Raw genomic sequence first — 21857 nt, forward strand, 5'->3', positions numbered from 1 at the left:
GAGCACATACACGACAGCAGCAGTGATGACCACTCCAAACACCACCATGCCGATAATGAACGGGGTGTAATCGGTCATGGTTGACTCCGCAAGAAACAAACCTTAACAATGCTCAACGCTGTTCGCGTGCTTAGCGTCAGAGCGGATGCCTGAAGAACGGATGCGCTGGGGTCAGGCTCTGAATCAACGCGATCGTCAGCCCGAGGTGATGGATCAGCCAGGGCTGGATCCCGCAGAGCACGCGCGTGCCCTTCGCGGTCTGCGCCGGATCAATGCGATCAGCCGCAGCTCCTTGGGTTTGCTGCGTTCGCTGCAAGCGCTTCATTCAACGGCTTCAAAACCGATCAGCGTTCTGGAGCTGGCCTGCGGTGGTGGTGACATCGCCATCGATCTTGATCGGATGGCCAGACGCTCAGGGCTGGCGCTTGAGATCCGCGCCTGTGATCTCAATCCCGAGGCGATCCGCCTGGCACGCGCCAATGCCCAATGCAGGGGAGGACAGGTGGAGTTCAGCGTGGCTGATGCTCTCGCGGAGCCAGGTCAGGATCGAGTTGATGTTGTGTATTGCACGCTGTTCGCTCACCATCTCCCTGATGACGCGGTTGTCTCACTGTTTCGGGTGATGGCTGAGCGCGCCAACCATCTGGTGATCGTCGACGATCTGATCCGCAGTCGGCTCGGCTACGCCCTGGCCTGGGCAGGTACACGCCTGCTGAGCCGTTCATGGGTGGTGCATACCGATGGCCCTCTGTCGGTTCGTGCGGCATTCACTCCCCAGGAACTTCTCAAGCTGGCCGAGCGGGCGGGGTTCTCTGGAGCAGAGCTTCAGCGCTTCTGGCCTGAGCGCCAGCGGCTGATCTGGAGTCCACCGTTGTGATGGGCCGGACCTGGGATGTGGTGGTGATCGGAGGTGGTGTCGCTGGCGGGCTCGCTGCTCTCGACTGCGCCAGAAGGGGGCTCTCCGTGCTTGTGGTGGAAAAGCGCGTCTTTCCCCGTTGGAAGGTGTGCGGGTGTTGTTTCAACGCGCAGGCCCAAGGTGTGCTGGAGGCTGTGGGCCAGGGTGATCTGATGGCCCGTTGCGGAGCTCAGCCGCTGCAGCAGTTGCGCATCGGCCTCCAAGGCCAGACCGCGGTCCTCTCCCTGCCGGGTGGGTGGGTGCTTTCCCGGGAACGTTTTGATCAGGCCCTGCTGGAGGCTGCCGCTGCCGCTGGTGCCACGGTTCGCTTTCAGACGCGGGGGCAGCTCGGTCCGGCATGTTCCGAGTCGCGGAACGTGCGGCTTACATCATCTTCCGGCGGGCCACAGGAGGATGTGCAAGCCAGGGTTGTGCTCGTGGCGGCAGGTCTGGTGAACCACTGCAGCCCCGATCACACCAGCATTGAAACCGTCGTCACATCCAGGGTGGGGGCTGGCTGTGTGTTGCCGCCCATGTCCCACGGTTACGCCAGCAACGTCATCCATATGGCCCTGGGGAACGGGGGGTATGTGGGATTGGTGCAACGGGAGGATGGAGCGTTGAACCTGGCGGCGGCGTTTGATCGTTCCTGTGTTGCTGCTGCAGGAGGTGCTGCGGGAGCAGCACGATCCGTTCTCATGTCTGCGGGATTCGACCTGCCTGCCGATCTCATGGCCGGGCAGTGGCAGTTGACTCCAGCCTTGACGCGCCGTCCTCCAGCGGTTGCCGGCAGCCGCTGTCTGCTGATTGGGGATGCAGCCGGTTACGTGGAACCGTTCACCGGCGAGGGGATGGCCTGGGCGCTGACTGCGGGAGGTGCTGCTGCTCCGTTTGTGGTCGAGGGGTTGGCTGACTGGAGCCCAAGCCTGGAACGTCGCTGGCTGCAAACCTTGGAGTCTCTGGTCGTGCGGCGTCAGAGGGTCTGCCGGGCTCTGGCCACAGTGCTGCAGCGTCCGCTGCTCACCTCCGGCCTGTTCAGCCTCTGCAGGGTCTGGCCGCGACTCCCGGAGCGGATCGTGTGCCGTGTGAACCGCGTGCAGGTGCCCCCAGCGGAGATCTGTTGATGGCCCTCACGCTGCACGGCATCGGCACGGCCGTTCCCCAGGGTTCCATCACCCGAGATGAGGCGGTTGCCCTAGCGGAGCATGTCAGCGGTGGCGACGGCCGGCAGACAGCGCTGCTACAGCGCATCCATCAGCGCAGCGGCGTGAGTCGTCGGGGCAGTGTGCTGATCACTGATCACGCCAACGACGGTTCATTTCTCGCACGGGTGCCCTTCTACGGCAGCACCAACCCCTCCACGGGGGAGCGGATGACTGAATTTCAGCGCCATGCCGCTGAGCTGGCGTTCGAAGCCAGCGCTACAGCCTTTTCTGAGTCTGGAGTTGCCGTTGAGGCGATCACCCACCTGATCACGGTCTGCTGCACCGGCTTCGAGGCTCCGGGGGTGGATCTGGCTCTGATCGAACGGCTTGGGTTGCGTGCCGATGTCCAGCGAACCCATGTGGGCTTCATGGGCTGCCATGCAGCGCTCAATGGCCTGCGGGTGGCCCGGGCGTTTGCAGAAGCCGATGCCGACGCCGTGGTTCTGATCTGCTGCGTGGAACTTTGCAGCCTGCATCTCCAGTACGGCGGGGATCCTGAGCAGGTGGTGGCCAATGCCTTGTTCGCTGATGGTGCCGCTGCTGTGGTGGCGTCGGCGCAACGCCCGATCTCGTTTCCGGCTCTTGTGCTGGAGACCAATGGATCCACCGTGATCCCAGGATCCGCTGGCTTGATGCACTGGAGAATCGCTGATCACGGGTTTTCCATGGGCCTGTCGCCTCAGGTGCCGCAGACCGTGGCGCAGGCCCTGCGCCCCTGGTTGGACGATTGGTTAGGCGGTTGGGATCTCACTCCTGCATCCATCAGCAGCTGGGCAATGCATCCCGGCGGGCCCAGGGTTCTTTCGGCTTGCGGTGAGGTGCTGGAACTAAGCCCTGAGCAATTGCAAACATCACGGGCTGTGCTGCACGACCACGGCAACATGTCCAGCGCCACAGTGCTGTTCATCCTTCAGCGGTTGCGCCGCTCAGCCATCCCTGGCCCCTGCCTGGCCCTGGCCTTCGGCCCCGGCCTTTGCGCCGAGGTGGCCTTGTTTCGGCTTATGGATGGCTGACCGGCGGCCCCCCGCAGTTGCCTCTCTTTTTCGACAGGATTGAGTTTTGTTGCAGAGCCCGTGATCGCACTCGTCCGTCGCCTGGCCGGACCTGCCGCCGCCGCCACTGGTGTTCTGGGCCTTGCTGTTTCCGGCACAGTCTGGAACTTCTACGGACGCCTGCCCGGCCTGATCGGAACCATTGCTTCACTGCTTGTTCTGGCGGTGGGCCTGGTGCTTCTGCGGCCACTTCCTGCGCCGGCGCTGCCCGATCCCTCCACTTCTGAAGAGCCTGCCGTTCCGTCTGAGGAGGCCATCGCTGCAGATCCAGTGGTCTCCGGTGAGTCACTGACCACCGCTGAGGCCATCGCCCGTGAACTGGCTGCCGAAGAGAGCCGCAAGCCTGAGGTGGTTCTGGTGACCTATGCACCCGAGAATCTTCTCCCCGGAACCAGCCTTCCGGCTCGCAAACGCCGCCCCGGAGCGTCGTTCAAGCCTTTTCGGGAGATGACCGACGAACTGTTCAAGAGTTGACGACCCCTGATTGATTCATGACAGGCAATCTGCAGGCCATTGGGTTTCTCTTCACCTGGGTTCTTGGCTGGGGTGTCGGAGGATCGTTGATCGATGCCGGATTGATTGAGTTCGGCGTTTATTCACTGGAAACAGGCCAGCTCGGCACCGCGATCACTTTTATTCTTTGGTCTCTGTTGTGGGGCTGGGGTGGATTCAGGCTCTACCAGATCCTTACCGACTCCAGGGCGTCACAGGATGATCACTAAGCGGGCTCCTTTTGGTTCACCGCGACGTGTCGCGGGCCGATGCTCTCACCAGCAACCCTCCCCGAGGTGAGGGACTGGGGATCTGCTGAAGCGTCAGGTCTTGATCCGGCGTTAACTCCAGCCGCACGCGCTGCAGCAGCCCAACCGCCATCAGACGGATCTCCAGCTCCGCCAACGCCTTGCCCAGGCAAACTCGCTCCCCGCCGCCGAAGGGCAAGAGGGTTGCCGTGAATGAACCATCCAGGTGGCGTTGCGGTCTGATGTCTGCCAGGTCGCAGGACCCATCGCCAAGGTCTGGTGAAAGTGCCACCTGAATCACTCGATTCGGTGGTATCGCCACACCACCGAGCTGAACGGTGTCCTTGGTTCTGCGGAAGAACCCTCCCACTGGCGGCGTCAGGCGCATCACCTCCAGCACGGTGGCGTCGAGACGAGGGCAGCTTCGGGCATCCAAGTTGGGCCAGGACTGATCCAGCAGTTCTGGCAACAACCATTGCTCAACCTCGGGGTTGAGCAATAGGGCGCGCATCAGACAGCTCAAGGACGACGCGGTGGTTTCGTAGCCGGCGAACAGCAGCAGAAGCAGTTGTTCCACCAGATCATCATCGGTGAGAGGAATCCCAGCCTCATCTAGGCCGCCGCTGAGCAGGTCCAGGCCTCCCCGCCTCGTTGATGTCTGGGCCAGAACCTGTTGCAGGCGGAGCAGCAGGCGCTTCTTGGCCTCCAGGGCCTTGGCGAAGGGAGTGCCAGGAATGGCGACGGGAATCGAGAACAGGGCCCGGGTCCAGATCTCGAAGTCGGCGAACAGGGCCTGCCGGTCACTGGCATCCAGACCCAGCACGGTGGTGGCGATCACGGCAAAGGCGAAGCGACGCATGCAGGGCACGAGCTGAACTGGGGCCTTGGCCTGGATCAGCTCCTCTGCCAGCTCCTCCACCAGAGCGGCGATCGAAGGGGTGTAGCGGCTCAGAGCTGCTGCGGAAAACAGCTGTCCGACCACCCGGCGGCGCGCCTTGTGACCTTCTCCGCTGCGATTGGCCAATGAGCGGTTGCCGAGAAGCTGGCGCACGCTCTCCGGCCACCAACCCTCGAGGGCGTCCCCCTGGGCGAACAGATCGGCAATCGGCTGTTCCCCGCGGATGAATACCAGGCGCTGGTTGAGCAGTCGCGTTTCAAACACTTCGCCATAGGCCGTGAACCGCTTCTGCGCGAACTGCGGGTCGCGGAAAAAGTCGAGGGTTTCCTTCAGGCCGGTCACGGCCCCCGTGCTCGGAAGTGACCTGGCCGTCATGGCGCTCGGGAGAGAGGAGGCCACACGCTATCGAGCAGGGGGAGGTGCTTTGATCGCCCTGTTGGTGTGACATTGACGATGGCTGGATCCGACATGCACGACGCGCTGGCAGCGCTGGTTGCCGATGTGGGGATGGGCAATGTGATTGATGCAGAACTGCTCGAGGGCTGCCCTGTGGCGGCCCACGAACTCGATGACATGGATGCCGATCAGGCGGCGCGAGTGGCGGCGCATTGTTTCCAGACGCTCTTTGATCACAGCGTTGAAGCACCGGTGGGGTTGGAGGCGGATGCCTCCGCGGGGGTGTGGAGCGGCACGCTTGATGGCTTCCGCTTCAGCATCAGCCGTGACGATCTCGGCGATCTGGTGTTGGATTTCAGCAGTGCCCAGGCATGACCATCGAGGAGCTCCGCGGAGATCTTGGTCAACGGATCGGCAAGAGAGTGGAGATGCTGTTCACCCGCGATGGAGAGCCTGCGCTGGAGATCAGCGATCTCTATCAGCCATCTCCCGCGGGCTTTGGTGGGCAACTGCAGCTTCGCGATGGATCCCGTCTGGCCTGGGAGCTGTGGCTTGAAGATGGGGAGCGCTGGAACTTCCAGGCTTCACCCATTCACTGATGAATGGCCTGGATTCAATCCGGTTGGTGCGTCGGTTTCAGGCAAACCCTTGTCCTCTGGCGTGCGTTGCGGTGTTCCGCTCACCAATGGTTCGGAATTCCAGATGATCGTTGGCTGGGGTGTAGATCGTGTAGCTGGCACCTTTGCCGATCCCGATCACACTGCGTTTGGGGACGGTGTGCTCCTGTTGGTGCTCACCTGAAAGATCTTGCACACGTGATGCCATCGATCCTCCCGTGAGCTCAATGCGAAATTGCTCGCCGCAGCGGGCCGTAAACAGACGGTTCACATTCAGGCGTGTGAGACGGTCGAGGAGAATGAGGGGAGATCGCGTTGGGGTGAGTTGATCACCCACATCGGCCGAACTCCCGTGCATCAGGGCACAATCCAGTTCGATGAAGCCGAACTGAAGGGACGCCAACCATTCGGCATGTCCTGGACCCACTGCAGTGAGTAGTGCCTGGATGGCATCTTCCCCACGCTCGAGTCGAAGTGCCTCAGCGTTGCGCTCCCCTCGGTAGCCGCATTCGGCCAGCAACTGCTCCTCCCACCATCCGTAGATGCAATCGGGCTTGAGATCGTTGCGTTTTGGCTTACGCAATCGACTGAGCAAGGCATCACAATTGCGCTCTGAACTGATCAGATCGCCGAGAACGAAGAGGCTTTCAATCCCCCGTTGGGTGGACAGGTCGCGTTGAATCTGTTCGTAGAGATCAAGATCTCCGTGCAGACCACTGATGAGTGCCCAGCGTTCCATCAGCGCTCACACACGTGGCTGGCATCATCGGCCCGCTCGGCGTATTCAAATCCGTGGCTTAATCGCCAGGCAAACACTTCGGGTAGGCCAGCATTCACAATGGCCTGGCAGGTTACAGCAACGTCATACTCAACTTCGTGAATCGTGATCTCCTGGGTGTTGTCATCATGTATCACATACGTCGCTTTGGTTCCCCCATGGCGGGGTTCTCCAACCGAACCTGCATTCACAATGCGTCGCACAGGCAGCTTCAGTTCGTGCTCAACAGGAGCTTCTTTGTTGCCCTGAACTTTCACTTGGATCGAACCCTCGCTCAGTTCCCGGACATAAGGCTGATGGGTATGACCGCAGAACAGAATCTCGGCCCCAGCTGAATCAACCCTCTCCAGGGCTGCGAATGCACTCATATCAGGCAAGAGATATTCATGTTGGCTGTTGGGACTGCCATGCACAAACAGATGAGAGTTTCGTCGCAAGGTCATCGGCAATGTGGCCAGAAAAGCTTTGTTGTCTTCTGTGAGCTGTTGCTCTGTCCAATGGTGCGCTCTGTGACCGCGCCGTTCCGCCAGTTGCGAGGGGTAGCTGCATTCGCAGGCATTGAGGCCGTCAATGATGTCCTCATCCCAACAGCCCTGGCAGGTTGGAATGTTGCGCTGGCGGATGAGATTCACCACTTCATTGGGCTGCGGGCCGTAACCGACAAGATCACCGAGGCAGGTGATGGTGTTGATGCCCTGTTGATCAATATCCGCAAGGACAGCTTCAACCGCAGCGAGGTTGGCGTGGAGGCAGGAAATAACGGCTTGTTTCATGGTGATCACACAAGCGAAGGGGTGGATTGTTGTTGGTTGAATTGCTCCCTCAAAGGTGCCTGATGCAGTTCCAGTGCTTCATCACTGAGAAGGCAATCGTGAATGGTTGATTCAATTCCAGGGCTGTTGAGGGCTTTGCCTTGCACCACCAGCTCCGATGTGCGCTGTGGTCGACCCAGGGGTGGTAAAACATTCTTCAGCGGAAGAAACTGGGATGACGGCTGACTCACCATCCAGTTGCAGAGAAAAGCCCGGCCATCGGGAAGATTCATCAATGCTTTTGCCCGGTAGACGTCCCCATAGGCGCCATTGACCAGCTCAAACCAGAAACTGCTGAGGCTGTTGGGATCCCAAACTTGGCCATGAAGGTTGAGAGACCATGATTCAAGTCGGGTAAATCTGAGGGTGTCCTGATCGGGAAGTTCGGCATCACACCCGAAGTTCAACACGCGTTGTGGGCTGAGATTCATCCCGCTCAAAGTGTTCAGCAGTGAGGGATCAGCTCCCTCGATCCCAACGGTCTTGGGTGGATGGAACTGCGGCCATTCGATCAGGGTGAGTTGATCTTTCTGTGGCTCTTGAACAAGCTCAGCATTGACTTCCGCCTGTTGCAAATCAGGAATTTGATCTGTCAACCAAGCCCTGTCGATGCCAACGTTATCGGCCTGTTCCAGCTCGTTTGATGAGTGGCCGTGCAGCGGCAGATAGGCCTTGGGCCCAGAATGGTTTTGAAGAGTGTTGAGGATCCAGTTGGTTTTCCCGCAGCCGGGAGGCCCTGTGATCAGCCAAATGTGCCCCATGGCAGTCAGTCGGTTGGCCAGCCACCGCCGATGGCTGGAAATGAGAATCATTCTTACTTTGGCAGCGTTGGCCTCGCCTGTCCACGCTCGATACCAGAAAACACGTTGAAGCTGCTCCTGCGCGGCTGCTGGCAACGTTCTGTTTTTCGGAACGCTTCACGGGTTGGCCTCTATGCCTTTGATCAGGCGCTGCTGCAATCAGCGCGAGTTTTTGGCAGCGGCACTGGGATTCGCAGTAATGGCGGTGGTGGCTGTTTGGACTTGAGTTCAGAGAAGGTTCTGTGCCTGTGATTGCGACACAGATTTTTAGAATGAATTGATCATATTCAATCCAAATGCTTACCAAACAGGAAACGTGTCTGATAGTGGGTCTGTAAAGACCAAATCTGCCTGAATATCAAACACTGTGCTCGTAGTGGCAATTAGATCTCCACCCAGTAAAATAATTTTATTGCTTACAAATGTATACTCCTCAACAGAGCCATTGAGTTGAATTTTGTCAGCTCCAGACTCGAAATCTAAGATCGTTGCAAACCCATCACCCTGATAGAATTTTTCTTCAGCTGTTCCCAGAATGAATATGTCAGCATTAGAGCCTCCAAAGAGTTGATCAAAATCACTAGCACCTAATTTAGACCCCGTTCCATTAATAATATCTTGACCCTGCCCACCCTGAAGAACATCATCACCGTTACCTCCAACCAGACTGTCGGATCCGCGATTCCCCCAAAGGGTATCTTTTCCATTTCCCCCAAACAGGCGATCGCTTCCCATGCCTCCGGTCAAAGTGTCACGTCCCTTGCCTCCTTGAAGGAAATCATCTCCTCTTTCACCACTCAGATCGTTGGCAAAGGCATTGCCTTGAATGACATCATCTAAATTGGTTCCGATAACATTGTTGAAATTAACAACCTGGATGTCAAACGGACCAATGTTAGATGAGGCGATATTGACGGTCAATCTTTCAGCACTGAGATCAATATTAAATGATGCATTGTTGTCATTGTCGAAGAATGCTCCATCGGAGACCCCATCAATGCTATTGGATTGACTTGCATCTCCGATCACGGTTTCGATCGACAGAAGAATGTCGGTTCCGAAATCGAGCTTGAAGATTTGCCCCATTTCCAAAAGTGTAATAGGTGCGCCCAGACTGCTGTAGTCCGCTACATCAGCAGATCCACTCCCTCCATCAATAATGTCATCTCCTCTGTCTCCAATAATGGTGTCATTACCCTTCCCTGCTTTGGCTATATCGTTTCCCGGCCCCCCGTTGATGACATCATCCCCGGCGCCTCCTTCAACGCGATCGTCGCCTGCCTCTCCCAGTAAAAGATCATCGCCTCGCAAACCATTAATTGTGTCGTTTAAGTCTCGACCAAAAATTTGATCGCTACCACGCGACCCATTGATGATATTGCTTTGTGCAAGAGGGTCGATAATTAGCAAAACGGTAACCCAGAGCAATAATCTGTATTTTACCCGGATCCATCTCACCGTACTGGGGTACCACGCACTGAAAGTGCTGCTGCCTCACGAGCGTGACCGCCTGTTGGCACCTTTCTGTTGTTCGGAACCCTTCACGGGGGCCTCCACGCCTTTGATCTGGCGCTGCTGCAACCACGGGAGTGTCTGGCAGGGGCACTGGGATTCGCGGTGATGGCGGTGGTGGTTGTCTGAACTTGAGTTCAGAGCAGGCTCTATTCCTGTGCCAGTGATATTAAGTTGTGTTTTGATGATTATCCCAAGGTCAATATGGCTTGATACACATTAATCACTGTCTTGGATCGGATGCCAGTCTGATGTTCTGATTCCGAACTGATCCTGTAGTTCTTGATTCGTGCTTGGCCGCATTGGTTATGGTTTGGTGATGAGTATCGATTTGCAATTAGTTGTCTCCCGAGGCACTGCACGTGGCCTTATTAATGGCTCTTCCGCTGCTGATTATGGAGAGGTGATTTCACTTTGCAAAGTGCTTTATCTTGAGGGGGATTACCAGCTGGCAGCTGATCTTCTTGAGTTGGCCAAGTCTTTGCAGCCAACTTCATTAGAACTTGCCGAATTCGGCTCCATTGATGAGTCTTCTCTAAGGATGAAGGGTGCTTGGGAGGGCATGACCAGACACTCTCCCCCGGTTGCAAATCCTAGGTTTAAGGGTTGAGTCGATTGCCCTGCTGACCGTTGCGGTCACTTGGTTCCTTGTGGCATGCACAGGTCAGAGGGGCCCGTCCTTCAGTTGTTCCTGGATTTTGGGTAGGAGTGAGCAATGGTGGGCAACGGAGGCTGTTTGTTAAGGCCCCTTCGCCGGCTCTCAAAGTTGAATTTGCTTCTTTGTTTAAGCAGTTCGTGTGAATCTGAAATTTTCAAGACAATGGGTGTGACATTGCCCTTACAACGTGCGCGCACTGTTTCTCTGCTGTGCTGTTCTTTGCGTGAGTGCTCAGGGGCTTCTCACCCCAGCTGCTTTGGCCCACTCCGGTCATGGCGATGAGTTTGTCCAGAACGGTGAGGTTGATCAGGTGAAGGCATCGCCTGATCAGGATCAGCTCCTTGGGATCGTCACGGATGCTCCCCAGAGCGGGCCTGATGGGCAATTGACGGTGCCGAGCGTTGCTGTTGTTGATGCTGCTGGGAAACCTCTGGTGTTTGTACGCAGCGGTAGCACGTACGACCCGGTGTTCGTACGTCTCGGGGCGGCAACGAATGACCGCACGGTTGTTCTGGAGGGTGTGACTGCCGATGAACAGGTGGTTGTTTCAGGAGCTCTTTCGCTTTACGCCGAGTCTCAGAAGCAGGATCGTGTTCCGGTTGAAAAGAGTCCAACAAGCACGGCAATGGCCGAATCGGGCCAGGCTGCAGTTGAGCCTGTAGAAAACATTGCCCCTGCATGGATTCTCCCCGGAGGCATCGTTGTTGCTGTGTTGTTCATTCTCGGTGTGGTGGTCGGAGTTCGCAGTCGTGGTTCTGGATCCAAGCAAGGTTGATCGGATGCATCAATGTTGACCAAGCTGCTCAATTCCATCCTGCGTGGTTCGATTACACGCCGTTGTCTCGTTGTTGTTTGCTCGATTCTGATCAGTGTTTGGGGCGTTCTGAATGTTGTTCAGATGCCTCTGGATGTATTCCCCCCCTTTGCGCCGCCGCAGGTGGAGATTCAAACGGCTGCTCCTGGTCTTGCACCGGAGCAGATTGAGCTCCAGATCAGTGCGCCCATCGAAGCTGCTGTGAATGGTTTGCCTGGGGTGGATGTGGTGCGTTCCGCATCCAAACCTGGTCTTTCGATGGTGCAGGTGGTGTTTCGTGACGCATCACAGTTGCAGAACGCCCGGCAGTTGGTGTCGGAACGTTTGCAGCAGCTCCGCGCCCAGTTGCCAGCGTCGGCCGGTTCGCCTGACATTTCCCCACCCCTTTCGCCCCTCGGCACGGTTCTCCAATACGCCTTCACGCTGCCTGATTCGGCGACGGCAGATGAGCAATTGCGATTGCGCTCGTTGGTTCAAACCACGTATGAGAATGCGTTGCTCGCCATCCCTGGCGTTGCCCAGGTGACCATCTACGGCGGTGACCTGCCGCAGACACAAGTGCAGCTGAATCTGGAGGCTCTGCAGCAGCGCAATCTTGCTCTCACTGATGTCGTTGAGGCAGCTCGCGCATCGCAGTTCAACGGCCGCGGTGGTGTTCAGATTGCTGGCGGGCAAGAACGTTTAATCCTTCCTCCCCCCATCAGCACGGCCAGTGATGATCTGGAAAAGACACCGTTGCGTTCAGCCACAGATCAGATCATCGCTTTGGGCGGTGTCGCTGAGATTCGCCCCGGTGCTGCCTTGCGGCGTGGAGAAGCCTCCTTCAATGCCAAGCCCGCTGTGGTGTTGATGATCAACAAGCAGCCCGATGTGGACACCCCGCAGCTGACGAAAGCTGTGGAACAACGGGTTGAACAGCTGAATGACTCCCTGCCGAAGGATGTGGTGGTGAGCCAGACGTTCCGTCAGGCCCAGTTCATCGATAGTGCGATCCGCAATGTGAGCGAATCACTGGTGCTGGGCGTTGTGATTGTGGCGGCTGTGCTTGTGCTTTTTCTGATGAACTGGCGCACCGCTGTGATCACCCTCAGTGCCATCCCGTTGTCGTTGTTGGTTGGCCTGTTGTTGATGCGGGGGCTTGGGCTTCAGCTCAACACCATGACCCTTGGTGGTTTGGTGGTGGCCATTGGATCGGTGGTCGACGATGCCATCGTTGACATGGAGAACTGCTACCGGGGGCTGCGCCGTAATCGGCAGTTGCCGTTGCCCCAAGACCCCTTGGAGGTGGTGTTTCGCACCTCGGTGGAGGTGCGTCAGCCGGTGCTGTTTTCCACCTTGATCATCGTTGTGGTGTTTGCTCCAATCTTCACGCTCACGGGCGTGGAAGGACGCATTTTTATGCCGATGGGCATCGCCTACGTGATGTCGATCCTGGCATCGACGCTCGTCGCATTCACCCTTTCACCGGCCCTCTGTGCTCTGTTGCTGAGTCGGGCGCCACTGCCGGCTGAAAGCTCCTGGGTTGAGCGGACTGCGGTACGGCTCTACAGCCCCATTCTGAATCTTGCTTTGATCACCCCACGGCGCGTCTTGGCGCTTGCCCTGGCAACGGTTGTGGCGGCTGTGTTGATTCTTCCAGGGCTTGGACGGGTGTTCTTGCCGGAGTTTCGCGAGCAATCGCTGGTGAATTCGATGGTTCTTTACCCCGGTGTGTCTCTCGAGATGACAAGCCGCGCAGGCACAGTTCTCTCCGAACGTCTCCAGTCCAGCGACGACGTCGACTGGATTCAGGTGCGCGCCGGGCGTGCCCCAGGAGATGCGGATGGCGCGGGAGTGAATATTGCTCACGTCGATCTGGAATTAAGTGATCAGGCCATGGCTGATCGCCCCGCTGCCATCGCTCGTCTCCGTGAGGCCTTCCTCGCCCTACCGGGTGTGGCCCCCAACATCGGTGGGTTCATCTCCCATCGGATGGATGAAGTGCTCTCTGGCGTACGCAGTGCCATCGCCATCAAAATTTCCGGCCCTGATCTCAATGAACTGCGCCGTCTTGGTGAGCAGGTTCGTGATGCGGTGGGTGAGGTGCCAGGTGCGGTGGATCTTCAGCTTGAGCCTTTGCTGCCAGTGCCCCAGATCCAACTGACGATTGATCGTGACCGGGCGCTTCAGGACGGGGTGGGGGTTGGAACGCTGGCAGAAGCCATCGACGTCGCTCTGCATGGTGCACTCATTAGCCCGGCTGAGCCCGCCAGTGGCCGTGATCCCTTGATCGTGACTCTGAGACCGGAACAACGTAGTGATCTCGATGCGTTGCGTCGCGTGCCGATTCGAACCGCTTCGGGAGTGCTCAAACCCTTAGGGGACTTTGTGTTGCTCACCTCGACCCGTGGCCCGAACGAGATCAACCGTGAGGATGTGGCTCGCCGGATTGTGGTGTCAGCCAATGTTTCCGGTCGCCCTTTGGGGCCGGTGGTGAATGACATTCGCAGCCAGGTAGCGACGTTGGTCCGGCTGCCTGTTGGCTACAACATCCGCTACGGAGGCCAATTCGAATCAGAGCAACGGGCAACCCGTGCCTTGGTTCTCTACAGCCTCTTGGCCGCTGTGGTGATCGCCGGTTTGATGCTGGTGGCACTGCACTCGTGGCCAGCCACAGTGGCGATCCTGATCAACCTGCCCCTGGCCCTGGTGGGTGGTCTGGTGGCTGTTCTGATCAGTGGTGGGGTGCTGTCGGTGGCTTCATTGATCGGTTTCATCACCTTGTTTGGAGTCGCCATTCGCAATGGCCTGTTGCTGGTGGACAACTTCAATCGGCGCCATCAAGGCGGTGAGCCACTGATGGAGTTGATCCGAAACGGCAGCCTGGAGAGGCTCAATGCGATCTTGATGACGGCACTGACCTCGTCCCTCGGCATGTTGCCGTTGGCTCTTGCTTTTGGCGCCGGTAATGAAATCCTTCAACCCCTCGCCATCGTTGTGCTCGGGGGGCTGATCACCTCCACGCTGCTCACGCTGGTGGTGATTCCCGCTTTGTATGCCCGCTATGGGCGTTGGCTTCTTCCTTCATGACCTCGACCTCCGTTTTAGGACCCAAAGATCGCCGTGCATCCAGACCTTGATGTGTTCTTCGCTGTGTTGCCAACGCAGGCAGATTGCCGGGTTAGGAAGACGTGATCCGATCATGGATTTGTCGTGGGTTGTTCGAACAAGCCATCCATCAATAGACAAGTTCAATGCAATGCATCTGGAAACAAGCGGTTTGCTGGTTTGAGTGTTCGCAGTCCATTTGGAGGTCACGATTGAAATGACTGGATACCATTCACATTTTCTTAGCTTGTCATGCTTTGCTCGTCATCGATTTCTCATAGCCAAGGAGACCAATGGCCTTCAGAGAATCAGCACGATTGGGACCATGAACCGTGACACATCATCAGCTTTATCCTTAAACTCAGACTAGTGATGTGTTGTTTGATGGTTCGCGCTCTACCCCTCGTTCTGATGGCACCTCTCAGCGCTTTGTGCGTTGAGGCTTCGGCAACAGTTCGCTTTCATGATTTTGTCGATGCAAGCAACGATGCCAATCAGTCGGATTTAGTTCAACAGACAGCCGTCATTGCTAGTAATAAAGGCGATGGCGAACTCAGCGCGTCAAGTGCCATTGTTGTCACCCAAGACAATTTCCCTCAGGCGTATAGCAATTTGCGCTTTGATGCGATCATCAAGCAGGCAGGTGGTGTCAATAAATTTTTGGAAATGCCAGTTGCCTCGAGCGACCCGGCAAAGCAGTTCGTCGTGCGAATGAACAGAGATACATTCTATTCTACTTCTGTTTTTGACATGACCGGTGGTATTTACATCACTATTCCTGAAACTGATCAATATGTCTCGATTCAGGTGGTGGATGAAAATCATGAAACTCAACCCATGATTTACGGTCCTGGTAGGCACAGGCTTACAGCGAAGACAACTCACGCTTTCGTTGTTGTCAGAAGCCTTGATGACAATGCACGTCGTAACCTCGTCTCTGAGGTCAATTCAGCTAAGCCTTTCAGTGTTAAAAACTGGGATGATGAATCGTTTGAACAGGTTGCTGCGGCTGGAAATAATATTTTTTCGAAGGGTTATGATCAATCCAAGGCCTACAGTAACAAGGAAAGTGGGCAAACTGCCTTCATGAATTATGTTGGTGCCGCAGGAGGGTGGGGTGGCGCGATGGTTCAAGATAATGTGTACCAAATTGGTCAATATCTAACCTCTGATGGTTGTTATGAAATGACCTTTCTGGACCCACAGGCCAGAGATTTTTGGTCTGCAACTGTCTACAATGGTGATGGCTACCTCTTTAACGATAACGCGAACATCTCAAGTGAGATGAACCCTGCCAAAAATCAAGATGGCACTTATACCGTTCGGTTTGGATGTGACGGCCAGCCCAACAATGTGCCTATTCGTGAAGGGAATTTAACGGGTCGATTTAACGTTGTCATGAGGCATTACGGACCTAGCGATATGGTGAAAACAGGCCAAAAGGGCTACAATCCAACGCTTGACATTAAAAAAATTAAATAACGGCATTGGTTTTTTGTTTGGTCCGTATCAATACGAAGTAGCGAATATTTTGCTGTGATGCTCAAGGGTTATGACCCCAAGATCGCTGTGCATTCAAGACGTTCTTGGCAAGCGTCACGCCGATGCAATCGAAGGCTGATCACTTGGGCGAGATAGCGCGCATCGTCACTGACCCCGCAGAAGCGTCCGGAACCCCACGTATGCAGCCATGGCAAACCGATGAAATACAGACCAGCACTTTTGGTGACGCCGCGATCATGGGCCGGCAACCCACTCCCATCAAAAACGGGCGCATCAATCCAGCTGAAATCGCTGCGATATCCCGTACACCAGATCACCGCAGCAAGGGGCTGAGTATTCAAATCAATGCCAGGGTCATCCACCGGTGAGGGTTGCCAACAGGGGGAATACGCCGGTTCGATCGGTGCATCGATCCCTTCTTGCTCAATCCAGTTGTCAATGCTGGTGCGGATGCGGCAATACACCGCATCGGCTTGATCGAGATTGGCAGCCAAGTCATCGGCGAAGCCGATCTGCTCCCTCGTGATCGTCGACAGTCGCCCATGCAAGTGCATTCCCTCCATGGCGCGTTGACGAAGATCAATCTCACGCCCGCCGTCACGTCCCGTGAGGTAGTGGTTCGTTTTTGCTCGAACGGATCGTGGCTCAGCATGATCGCTAATCGGCATGGCGTAGTACCCCATGCGATCCAGCCAATCCACAACGTCTTTGCCGCGATAGCGACGCGGAGATCGAGGTGCACGACCCACACTCAGATGGACGGAACGACCCGCAAGATGGAGGTCTTCAGCGATCTGGCTACCTGATTGGCCATTGCCGACGACCAGGACTGGACCATCTGGGAGTGACTCTGGGTTTCGGTAGGAGCGTGCATCCAGTTGCTGCACAGCAGCTGGAAGGCGTTCGGAGAATGGATGACGTCGGGGAATGTGATAGCCCCCAGTGGCAACGATGACGTGTTCGGCTTCGATGACTCCCTCACTGGTGTCGAGTCGATACCCATTCACAATGGGGGTCAGCCGTGAGACAGCGACACCCTCGCGCAGATCAGCGTTGACATGCTGAGCAAACCTCTGCAGGTAATCAACAATCGACGACTTGCCCATGAAGCCGCCTGGGTTGTCTCCGTTGTAAGGGAAATCGGGTAGGCGACATTGCCAGTTCGGTGTCACCAGGCAGAACGAATCCCAGCGCTGTTGATCCCAGGCGTACGCCACACGGTGCTTTTCGAGAACCAGCGGTCGTATCCCTTGTTGCTGCAACGCATAGGCAGCAGAAAGGCCAGCTTGGCCGGCACCGATGACGACTGCTGAACGGCGCTGAAGTGATGGATTGGATTCAGAAATCACTTGCAACGTCGATGTACTGACAACTCTATTTCTGGAAAAATGAAGAAAGCTGTAGTGAAAAGCACTGAATAGGCAATCGAGTTGTCTCTCTCAGTCGTTGGTTTTGTTGCAATCAGCACATCGCTGAAGGCAGTGAAGGAGTCACGATTGAATTGCTTATGGAAACTTTACATGCCTGCTGTTGATCGTCCCGCCAATCAACCCGGTGACTTCCTTGTTGACTACGAGGAAAAAGTATTTCCTGACGTCAAAGCCGAGCCTGGTGAAAAGGCTCTTGTCACATTTCATACCGTTGCCTTTGAAGGTTCCATCGGACTGGTCAACCTCCTCCAAGCCAGTCGTCTGATCAATAAAGGCTTCGAGACCTCTGTTCTCCTCTACGGTCCTGGGGTCACGCTGGGTGTGATGCGAGGCTTCCCAAAGCTTGGTGATGCGGCATTTGATGGACATTTGAACTTCAATGCTCGCCTTCAGAAATTTATGGATCAAGGCGGAAAAGTGTATGCCTGTCGTTTTGCTTTGCAGGCGCTTTATGGCCATGGCGAGAAAGCTCTGATGCCTGGAATTACACCTGTGAACCCTCTTGATGTTCTCGACATCGTCTTGATGCACCGCAAAGAGGGCGCCTTCATTCTTGACACCTGGACGCTTTGATTCTGCCTGGAGGCTCTCCACTGTGACCACTGTCAAAGTTGCTGCCGCTCAGATCCGTCCTGTGCTGTTCAGTCTGGATGGATCCCTCCAGAGAGTTCTGGATGCGATGGCCGAAGCAGCTGCCCAAGGGGTTCAACTGATCGTTTTCCCCGAAACATTTCTCCCCTACTACCCCTACTTTTCCTTCGTTGAATCTCCGGTTTTGATGGGACGATCCCATCTGGCTCTCTATGAGCAAGCCGTTGTCGTTCCAGGGCCTGTCACCGATGCCGTTGGCGCCGCTGCTCGTCAGCACGGCATGCAGGTTCTGTTAGGCGTTAACGAGCGTGATCGGGGAACGCTTTACAACACGCAGTTGTTGTTCAACAGCTGCGGTGAGCTGGTTCTGAAACGGCGGAAAATCACGCCGACTTATCACGAGCGAATGGTTTGGGGCCAAGGAGATGGCTCAGGCCTGAAGGTGGTGCCGACGCCTCTGGCTCGCGTCGGCGCTCTGGCCTGCTGGGAGCACTACAACCCCCTGGCCCGTTACGCCTTGATGGCTCAGGGGGAGGAGATTCACTGCGCTCAGTTCCCTGGCTCGCTGGTGGGACCGATCTTCAGTGAACAGACCGCCGTGACAATGCGTCATCACGCTCTTGAGGCCGGTTGTTTCGTGATCTGTTCCACCGGCTGGCTGGACCCCGAGGACTTTGCGTTGATCACCCCAGAGACGTCTCTGCACAAGGCCTTTCAAGGTGGATGTCACACCGCTGTGATCAGCCCCGAAGGCCGTTATCTGGCTGGACCTCTCCCCGATGGTGAAGGGTTGGCGATTGCTGATCTGGATTTCGCACTGATCACCAAGCGCAAACGAATGATGGACAGCGTCGGCCATTACAGCCGTCCTGAGCTGTTGTCCCTGCAGATCAACAGTTCGCCAGCGCTTCCTGTTCAAGACATGTCCACGTCGTCGGTTTCCTTGGAGCCGGCCGCGGTGTCCGACTCCCTGTCATCGATGGAGGCTTTGAACCATGTCTGAGCTTGGTCGCTTGGTTACAGAACTCCAGGTGCATGGCGTTCGGGTTGACCCGGTCAAGGGCAACCCCGGCCGGCGAGGAGGTGCTGGGCCTTCTGACCACCGTGCCTTGGATCTCGATGGCACCACCGTGATGGTGCCCGTTTACAACGATGCCTCTGCAGCCTCGCCTTACAAGCTGGCATCCACTGGCACGTCACTTTCGATCGATGGTCCAGAGCAGTCCTGCGCTCCAGTGATCACAACCCCACGGGAGCCAACGTTTTACGGCTTGAGCACAGCCGACGGTATTTCCTATCGATCGATTGCCTTGCTGCACAGCAATGACGTTTTGGCCACCACGTTGCTGCAGACCTGCATCCGCTTCCGGGACCGATCCCAGTCTTGTCAGTTCTGTGCCATTGAACAGTCGATCGACGACGGGGCTTTGATTCGGAAAACACCCGAGCAGGTGGCGGAGGTGGCGGAGGCTGCCGTCCGGCTTGACGGGGTCAAGCAACTGGTGATGACCACCGGTACGCCGAACAGTGACGACCGCGGCGCTCGTCTGATGGCTGAAACCGCTGAAGCGGTGAAACGTCGAGTGGATCTGCCGATCCAGGGGCAATGTGAACCGCCGGAGGATCCACGCTGGTATCAGCGCATGAAGGACTCTGGAATCGACAGCCTTGGCATGCACCTTGAGGTGGTGGAGCCGGATGTGCGCCGTCGGATCCTTCCCGGGAAATCAGAGCTCACCCTTGAACGGTATTACGAGGCCTTCGCCGACGCCGTTGAAGTGTTCGGTCGTGGTGAAGTGTCGACGTATCTGTTGGCTGGCCTCGGTGACAGCAAAGACGCTTTGCTGGCCTGCAGTCGCCGTCTGATCGAACTCGGGGTCTACCCCTTCGTGGTGCCCTTTGTTCCGATCTCTGGAACTCCGCTTGAGAGTCATTCTTCTCCGGATAGTTCCTTCATGGTCGACGTGTATCAGGGTGTTGCCGAGATGCTGAACGCGGGGGATCTGCGCTCAGAGCAGATGTCCGCCGGCTGTGCCAAATGCGGAGCTTGTTCCGCGCTCTCCCTTTTTGAATCGGTGTCGTAGTCATGGTTTCTTGTCTTGATCCCAGCAGCCGCGGCATTGGTCGCAGCAAAAGTTCCGCGCCTCATTTGTTCACGCCATCTGTGCGCTGCGGCATTGGTATTGATGCTGATGATTTCCGCCTGTCTCCGACAGCGAGTTCCGATCGTTTCACCTTTCATCTTCTTCGCGCTGATTCCTTCCTGATCCAGGGGTATTGGTCGTTGCGGCGCAGCATCTTTTGCAGCGAGCAGCATGTGTTTGAAGACTCAGATCGAGATGAACTTGATGCGATTGCCTATCCGATTGCGGCGTTGCATCACAGCTCAGACTCAGAGCATGACGATGCCGATGAAACCAATGTGGTGGGAGTGGTTCGGATTGTGGAAACGGAGCCGCGACATTGGTATGGCGGTCGCCTCGGAGTGCATTCCGACTTCCGCCGTCATAACCAGATTGGGAAGGGGTTGATCTGGAAAGCTGTCACCACCGCCAATGGTTGGGGATGTGATCGTTTCTGCGCCACGGTGCAGATTCAGAACGTGCGTTTTTTTCGCCGCTTGCACTGGACCTCGATCGATGAGCTTGAGATCCGTGGCATCCGTCACCACCTGATGGAAGCTGATCTCGATTACTACATGCCCTCACGTGAACAACGGCCGATCGTCTCGCATCACCTTTCAGTTGCGGCGTGAATGACGTGGGGCTGGTGAACGTCTTGCGCACGACCAGTGGCCTGTTGGCCAAGAGCGATATTCGCTCGGCCGCTGCCACCTTTGGCCATCAGCCCTTTCCTCAGCTGGGATTGGCAGGAATGCTCGGTGATGATGCTGCGGTGCTTCCCGCTCAGGCCGGTCAACTGTTATTGGCCTGTGAGGGGATGCATCCCGGTCTTGTTGAAGAGGACCCATGGTTTGCCGGCTGGAGTGGGGTCTTGGTCAACCTCAGTGATATCGCCGCAATGGGAGGACGTCCTCTGGCTCTCGTGAACAGTGTCTGGAGCACCGATGCAGAGGGAATCAGCGCCTTAATGGAGGGCATGCGATTCGCGTGTGATCGCTTCGGTGTCCCCATGGTGGGTGGCCACTCCAACCAGCAGAGCTCTTATCAGGCGCTCTCTGTTTCCGTTCTGGGCGTGGCGGATGGTCCCGTCCTGTCCGCTCGTTCAGCACGTCCCGGCGATGAGCTTTGGATGCTGGTCAACAAAGCTGGAGGCTTCTATCGCCACTACCCCTTCTGGGATGCCGCGACACTTGCTTCTCCCGAGCACCTTCGTGCACAACTTGCTTTGCTGCCATCGCTGGCTGCGGAGCAGCTGGTGCATGCCGCCAAGGACATCAGCATGGGAGGAATCACCGGTACTGCCGTGATGTTTGCTGAGGCTTGTGGTCATCAATTGCTCCTTGACCTCGACGCCGTGGAACGTCCAGAAGACATCCACGAGGAGGCCTGGCTGACCTGCTTCCCGAGTTTTGGCTACCTGCTGGCTGTGGACCCCTCCCGCACTGCAGCTTTGGCGCAGCAGGTATCACGCGATCCGACGCTGATTTGCTGCCGTATCGGACACTTTGCTTTGGGCGATTGCAGCGTGGTTTTGAAACATTTAGGTGCGATCCATCACTTCTGGGATGGGACTGATGCACTCACTGGTTTTGGCTGTGTTCGATGAGACAGTCATGGGCGATGTTGCCGTGCAAGATCTTTGAATTGAGCATCGATCAATGCCTGAAGTTCGACTTCAACTGGAGTGGCCTGATGGGCAAGCCAGTACGTTATATTCACCATCAACGGTGATTCTCGATTACTTCAAATCTGACGAATCGTTGTTGGTTTCTGAGCTCGAATTGCGTGGCATCGAAGCCCTTCGCGCGGCATCAGAGCGCGTTCGCGAACGTTATGGATTTGCCTGCACGCGTACGGATGAAGAGGCATCCCGGCTGCGCCAGTGGATCTCCCGTTACAACTCCGATGACACTGTTCGTGTTACTGGACCCCTGTCTTAATGATCA

At 56.6% G+C, this 21857-nt stretch carries 23 protein-coding genes; 17 read left to right on the forward strand and 6 right to left on the reverse strand.

What is annotated here, in order from left to right; genetic code table 11:
• Positions 1 to 160 precede the first annotated feature (160 nt).
• Genes WH7805_RS01350 through WH7805_RS01370 form a run of 5 tightly spaced genes read left to right on the forward strand, consistent with a single transcriptional unit; the run spans position 161 to position 3874 of the window.
• Complete coding sequence (locus WH7805_RS01350) at positions 161 to 877, forward strand: class I SAM-dependent methyltransferase (protein ID WP_038004876.1); 717 nt, start codon at positions 161 to 163, stop codon at positions 875 to 877.
• The gene (locus tag WH7805_RS01355) at positions 877 to 2019 is read left to right on the forward strand and encodes an NAD(P)/FAD-dependent oxidoreductase (RefSeq protein ID WP_006041124.1); all 1143 of its coding nucleotides are present in this window, start codon (positions 877 to 879) and stop codon (positions 2017 to 2019) included. Before WH7805_RS01350 ends, WH7805_RS01355 begins: the two co-directional genes overlap by 1 nt.
• Positions 2019 to 3113 (forward strand): type III polyketide synthase, encoded by a 1095-nt coding sequence (locus WH7805_RS01360; RefSeq protein ID WP_006041125.1) that lies wholly within the window; start codon positions 2019 to 2021, stop codon positions 3111 to 3113. Before WH7805_RS01355 ends, WH7805_RS01360 begins: the two co-directional genes overlap by 1 nt.
• A 60-nt stretch (positions 3114 to 3173) precedes the next feature.
• Positions 3174 to 3626: a hypothetical protein gene (locus tag WH7805_RS01365; protein ID WP_156783574.1), complete on the forward strand. Its 453-nt coding sequence runs from the start codon at positions 3174 to 3176 to the stop codon at positions 3624 to 3626.
• Positions 3627 to 3643: 17 nt separating this feature from the next.
• Entirely contained in the window at positions 3644 to 3874 is a 231-nt protein-coding gene (locus WH7805_RS01370) for a hypothetical protein (protein ID WP_006041127.1), read from the forward strand.
• A 16-nt stretch (positions 3875 to 3890) separates the two neighbouring features.
• Here WH7805_RS01370 and WH7805_RS01375 read toward each other — a convergent pair whose 3' ends face one another.
• A complete protein-coding gene (locus tag WH7805_RS01375; protein WP_006041128.1) occupies positions 3891 to 5165 on the reverse strand; it encodes a cytochrome P450 in 1275 nt (424 codons plus the stop codon).
• A gap of 78 nt (positions 5166 to 5243) precedes the next feature.
• On the opposite strand from WH7805_RS01375, the gene WH7805_RS01380 reads away from it, so the two are divergent.
• Together WH7805_RS01380 and WH7805_RS01385 are read left to right on the forward strand one after the other, a co-directional pair.
• Positions 5244 to 5561 (forward strand): hypothetical protein, encoded by a 318-nt coding sequence (locus WH7805_RS01380; RefSeq protein ID WP_006041129.1) that lies wholly within the window; start codon positions 5244 to 5246, stop codon positions 5559 to 5561.
• Positions 5558 to 5785, forward strand: coding sequence for a hypothetical protein (locus WH7805_RS01385; protein WP_006041130.1), 228 nt, complete (start codon positions 5558 to 5560; stop codon positions 5783 to 5785). The genes WH7805_RS01380 and WH7805_RS01385 overlap by 4 nt, the downstream gene beginning before the upstream one ends.
• A 37-nt stretch (positions 5786 to 5822) precedes the next feature.
• Here WH7805_RS01385 and WH7805_RS01390 read toward each other — a convergent pair whose 3' ends face one another.
• From WH7805_RS01390 to WH7805_RS01410, 4 genes are all read right to left on the reverse strand, one after another.
• Positions 5823 to 6542, reverse strand: coding sequence for a hypothetical protein (locus WH7805_RS01390; RefSeq protein ID WP_006041131.1), 720 nt, complete (start codon positions 6540 to 6542; stop codon positions 5823 to 5825).
• A complete protein-coding gene (locus WH7805_RS01395; protein ID WP_038004878.1) occupies positions 6542 to 7354 on the reverse strand; it encodes a metallophosphoesterase in 813 nt (270 codons plus the stop codon). Before WH7805_RS01395 ends, WH7805_RS01390 begins: the two co-directional genes overlap by 1 nt.
• A gap of 5 nt (positions 7355 to 7359) precedes the next feature.
• Positions 7360 to 8154: a hypothetical protein gene (locus tag WH7805_RS01400; RefSeq protein WP_006041133.1), complete on the reverse strand. Its 795-nt coding sequence runs from the start codon at positions 8152 to 8154 to the stop codon at positions 7360 to 7362.
• A 339-nt stretch (positions 8155 to 8493) separates the two neighbouring features.
• A complete protein-coding gene (locus WH7805_RS01410; RefSeq protein WP_006041135.1) occupies positions 8494 to 9621 on the reverse strand; it encodes a calcium-binding protein in 1128 nt (375 codons plus the stop codon).
• Positions 9622 to 9994: 373 nt separating this feature from the next.
• Between WH7805_RS01410 and WH7805_RS13680 the strand changes: the two genes are divergently transcribed.
• The 4 genes from WH7805_RS13680 (at position 9995) to WH7805_RS01430 (ending at position 15746) form a co-directional block, all read left to right on the forward strand.
• Positions 9995 to 10315 carry a hypothetical protein gene (locus WH7805_RS13680; protein ID WP_156783575.1) on the forward strand — a complete coding sequence of 107 codons (321 nt, stop codon included), beginning with the start codon at positions 9995 to 9997 and terminating at the stop codon, positions 10313 to 10315.
• A gap of 235 nt (positions 10316 to 10550) precedes the next feature.
• Positions 10551 to 11138, forward strand: coding sequence for an efflux RND transporter periplasmic adaptor subunit (locus WH7805_RS01420; protein ID WP_006041138.1), 588 nt, complete (start codon positions 10551 to 10553; stop codon positions 11136 to 11138).
• A 12-nt stretch (positions 11139 to 11150) separates the two neighbouring features.
• Positions 11151 to 14246: an efflux RND transporter permease subunit gene (locus WH7805_RS01425; RefSeq protein WP_006041139.1), complete on the forward strand. Its 3096-nt coding sequence runs from the start codon at positions 11151 to 11153 to the stop codon at positions 14244 to 14246.
• 429 nt (positions 14247 to 14675) lie between these two features.
• Complete coding sequence (locus WH7805_RS01430; RefSeq protein ID WP_232198917.1) at positions 14676 to 15746, forward strand: DUF1214 domain-containing protein; 1071 nt, start codon at positions 14676 to 14678, stop codon at positions 15744 to 15746.
• A 68-nt stretch (positions 15747 to 15814) separates the two neighbouring features.
• On the opposite strand, the gene WH7805_RS01435 is transcribed toward WH7805_RS01430, so the two are convergent.
• Positions 15815 to 17122: an MSMEG_0569 family flavin-dependent oxidoreductase gene (locus WH7805_RS01435; RefSeq protein WP_006041141.1), complete on the reverse strand. Its 1308-nt coding sequence runs from the start codon at positions 17120 to 17122 to the stop codon at positions 15815 to 15817.
• A 165-nt stretch (positions 17123 to 17287) separates the two neighbouring features.
• Here WH7805_RS01435 and WH7805_RS01440 point away from each other — a divergent pair, with 165 nt between their 5' ends.
• Genes WH7805_RS01440 through WH7805_RS01465 form a run of 6 tightly spaced genes read left to right on the forward strand, consistent with a single transcriptional unit; the run spans position 17288 to position 21851 of the window.
• A complete protein-coding gene (locus WH7805_RS01440; protein WP_006041142.1) occupies positions 17288 to 17770 on the forward strand; it encodes an MSMEG_0572/Sll0783 family nitrogen starvation response protein in 483 nt (160 codons plus the stop codon).
• Positions 17771 to 17792: 22 nt separating this feature from the next.
• Positions 17793 to 18791 carry a Nit6803 family nitrilase gene (locus WH7805_RS01445; RefSeq protein ID WP_038004887.1) on the forward strand — a complete coding sequence of 333 codons (999 nt, stop codon included), beginning with the start codon at positions 17793 to 17795 and terminating at the stop codon, positions 18789 to 18791.
• Positions 18784 to 19872, forward strand: coding sequence for an MSMEG_0568 family radical SAM protein (locus tag WH7805_RS01450; RefSeq protein ID WP_006041144.1), 1089 nt, complete (start codon positions 18784 to 18786; stop codon positions 19870 to 19872). Before WH7805_RS01445 ends, WH7805_RS01450 begins: the two co-directional genes overlap by 8 nt.
• A 2-nt stretch (positions 19873 to 19874) precedes the next feature.
• Positions 19875 to 20543, forward strand: coding sequence for an MSMEG_0567/Sll0786 family nitrogen starvation N-acetyltransferase (locus WH7805_RS01455; protein ID WP_006041145.1), 669 nt, complete (start codon positions 19875 to 19877; stop codon positions 20541 to 20543).
• Positions 20540 to 21517 carry a sll0787 family AIR synthase-like protein gene (locus WH7805_RS01460; RefSeq protein ID WP_006041146.1) on the forward strand — a complete coding sequence of 326 codons (978 nt, stop codon included), beginning with the start codon at positions 20540 to 20542 and terminating at the stop codon, positions 21515 to 21517. Before WH7805_RS01455 ends, WH7805_RS01460 begins: the two co-directional genes overlap by 4 nt.
• A 52-nt stretch (positions 21518 to 21569) precedes the next feature.
• Positions 21570 to 21851, forward strand: a complete 282-nt coding sequence (locus tag WH7805_RS01465) for an MSMEG_0570 family nitrogen starvation response protein (RefSeq protein WP_038004189.1) — start codon at positions 21570 to 21572, stop codon at positions 21849 to 21851.
• The last annotated feature ends 6 nt before the right edge of the window (positions 21852 to 21857 follow it).

Origin of the sequence: Synechococcus sp. WH 7805 (assembly GCF_000153285.1) — a bacterium.
Taxonomy (GTDB): Bacteria; Cyanobacteriota; Cyanobacteriia; order PCC-6307; family Cyanobiaceae; genus Synechococcus_C.

Coding starts and splice junctions, on each gene's coding strand:
- WH7805_RS01350 (WP_038004876.1), top strand. CDS start 161: ATGCGCTGGGGTCAGGCTCTGAATCAACGCGATCGTCAGCCCGAGGTG.
- WH7805_RS01355 (WP_006041124.1), top strand. CDS start 877: ATGGGCCGGACCTGGGATGTGGTGGTGATCGGAGGTGGTGTCGCTGGC.
- WH7805_RS01360 (WP_006041125.1), top strand. CDS start 2,019: ATGGCCCTCACGCTGCACGGCATCGGCACGGCCGTTCCCCAGGGTTCC.
- WH7805_RS01370 (WP_006041127.1), top strand. CDS start 3,644: ATGACAGGCAATCTGCAGGCCATTGGGTTTCTCTTCACCTGGGTTCTT.
- WH7805_RS01375 (WP_006041128.1), bottom strand. CDS start 5,165: ATGACGGCCAGGTCACTTCCGAGCACGGGGGCCGTGACCGGCCTGAAG.
- WH7805_RS01380 (WP_006041129.1), top strand. CDS start 5,244: ATGGCTGGATCCGACATGCACGACGCGCTGGCAGCGCTGGTTGCCGAT.
- WH7805_RS01385 (WP_006041130.1), top strand. CDS start 5,558: ATGACCATCGAGGAGCTCCGCGGAGATCTTGGTCAACGGATCGGCAAG.
- WH7805_RS01390 (WP_006041131.1), bottom strand. CDS start 6,542: ATGGAACGCTGGGCACTCATCAGTGGTCTGCACGGAGATCTTGATCTC.
- WH7805_RS01395 (WP_038004878.1), bottom strand. CDS start 7,354: ATGAAACAAGCCGTTATTTCCTGCCTCCACGCCAACCTCGCTGCGGTT.
- WH7805_RS01400 (WP_006041133.1), bottom strand. CDS start 8,154: ATGGGGCACATTTGGCTGATCACAGGGCCTCCCGGCTGCGGGAAAACC.
- WH7805_RS01425 (WP_006041139.1), top strand. CDS start 11,151: ATGTTGACCAAGCTGCTCAATTCCATCCTGCGTGGTTCGATTACACGC.
- WH7805_RS01430 (WP_232198917.1), top strand. CDS start 14,676: ATGGCACCTCTCAGCGCTTTGTGCGTTGAGGCTTCGGCAACAGTTCGC.
- WH7805_RS01440 (WP_006041142.1), top strand. CDS start 17,288: ATGCCTGCTGTTGATCGTCCCGCCAATCAACCCGGTGACTTCCTTGTT.
- WH7805_RS01450 (WP_006041144.1), top strand. CDS start 18,784: ATGTCTGAGCTTGGTCGCTTGGTTACAGAACTCCAGGTGCATGGCGTT.
- WH7805_RS01455 (WP_006041145.1), top strand. CDS start 19,875: ATGGTTTCTTGTCTTGATCCCAGCAGCCGCGGCATTGGTCGCAGCAAA.
- WH7805_RS01465 (WP_038004189.1), top strand. CDS start 21,570: ATGCCTGAAGTTCGACTTCAACTGGAGTGGCCTGATGGGCAAGCCAGT.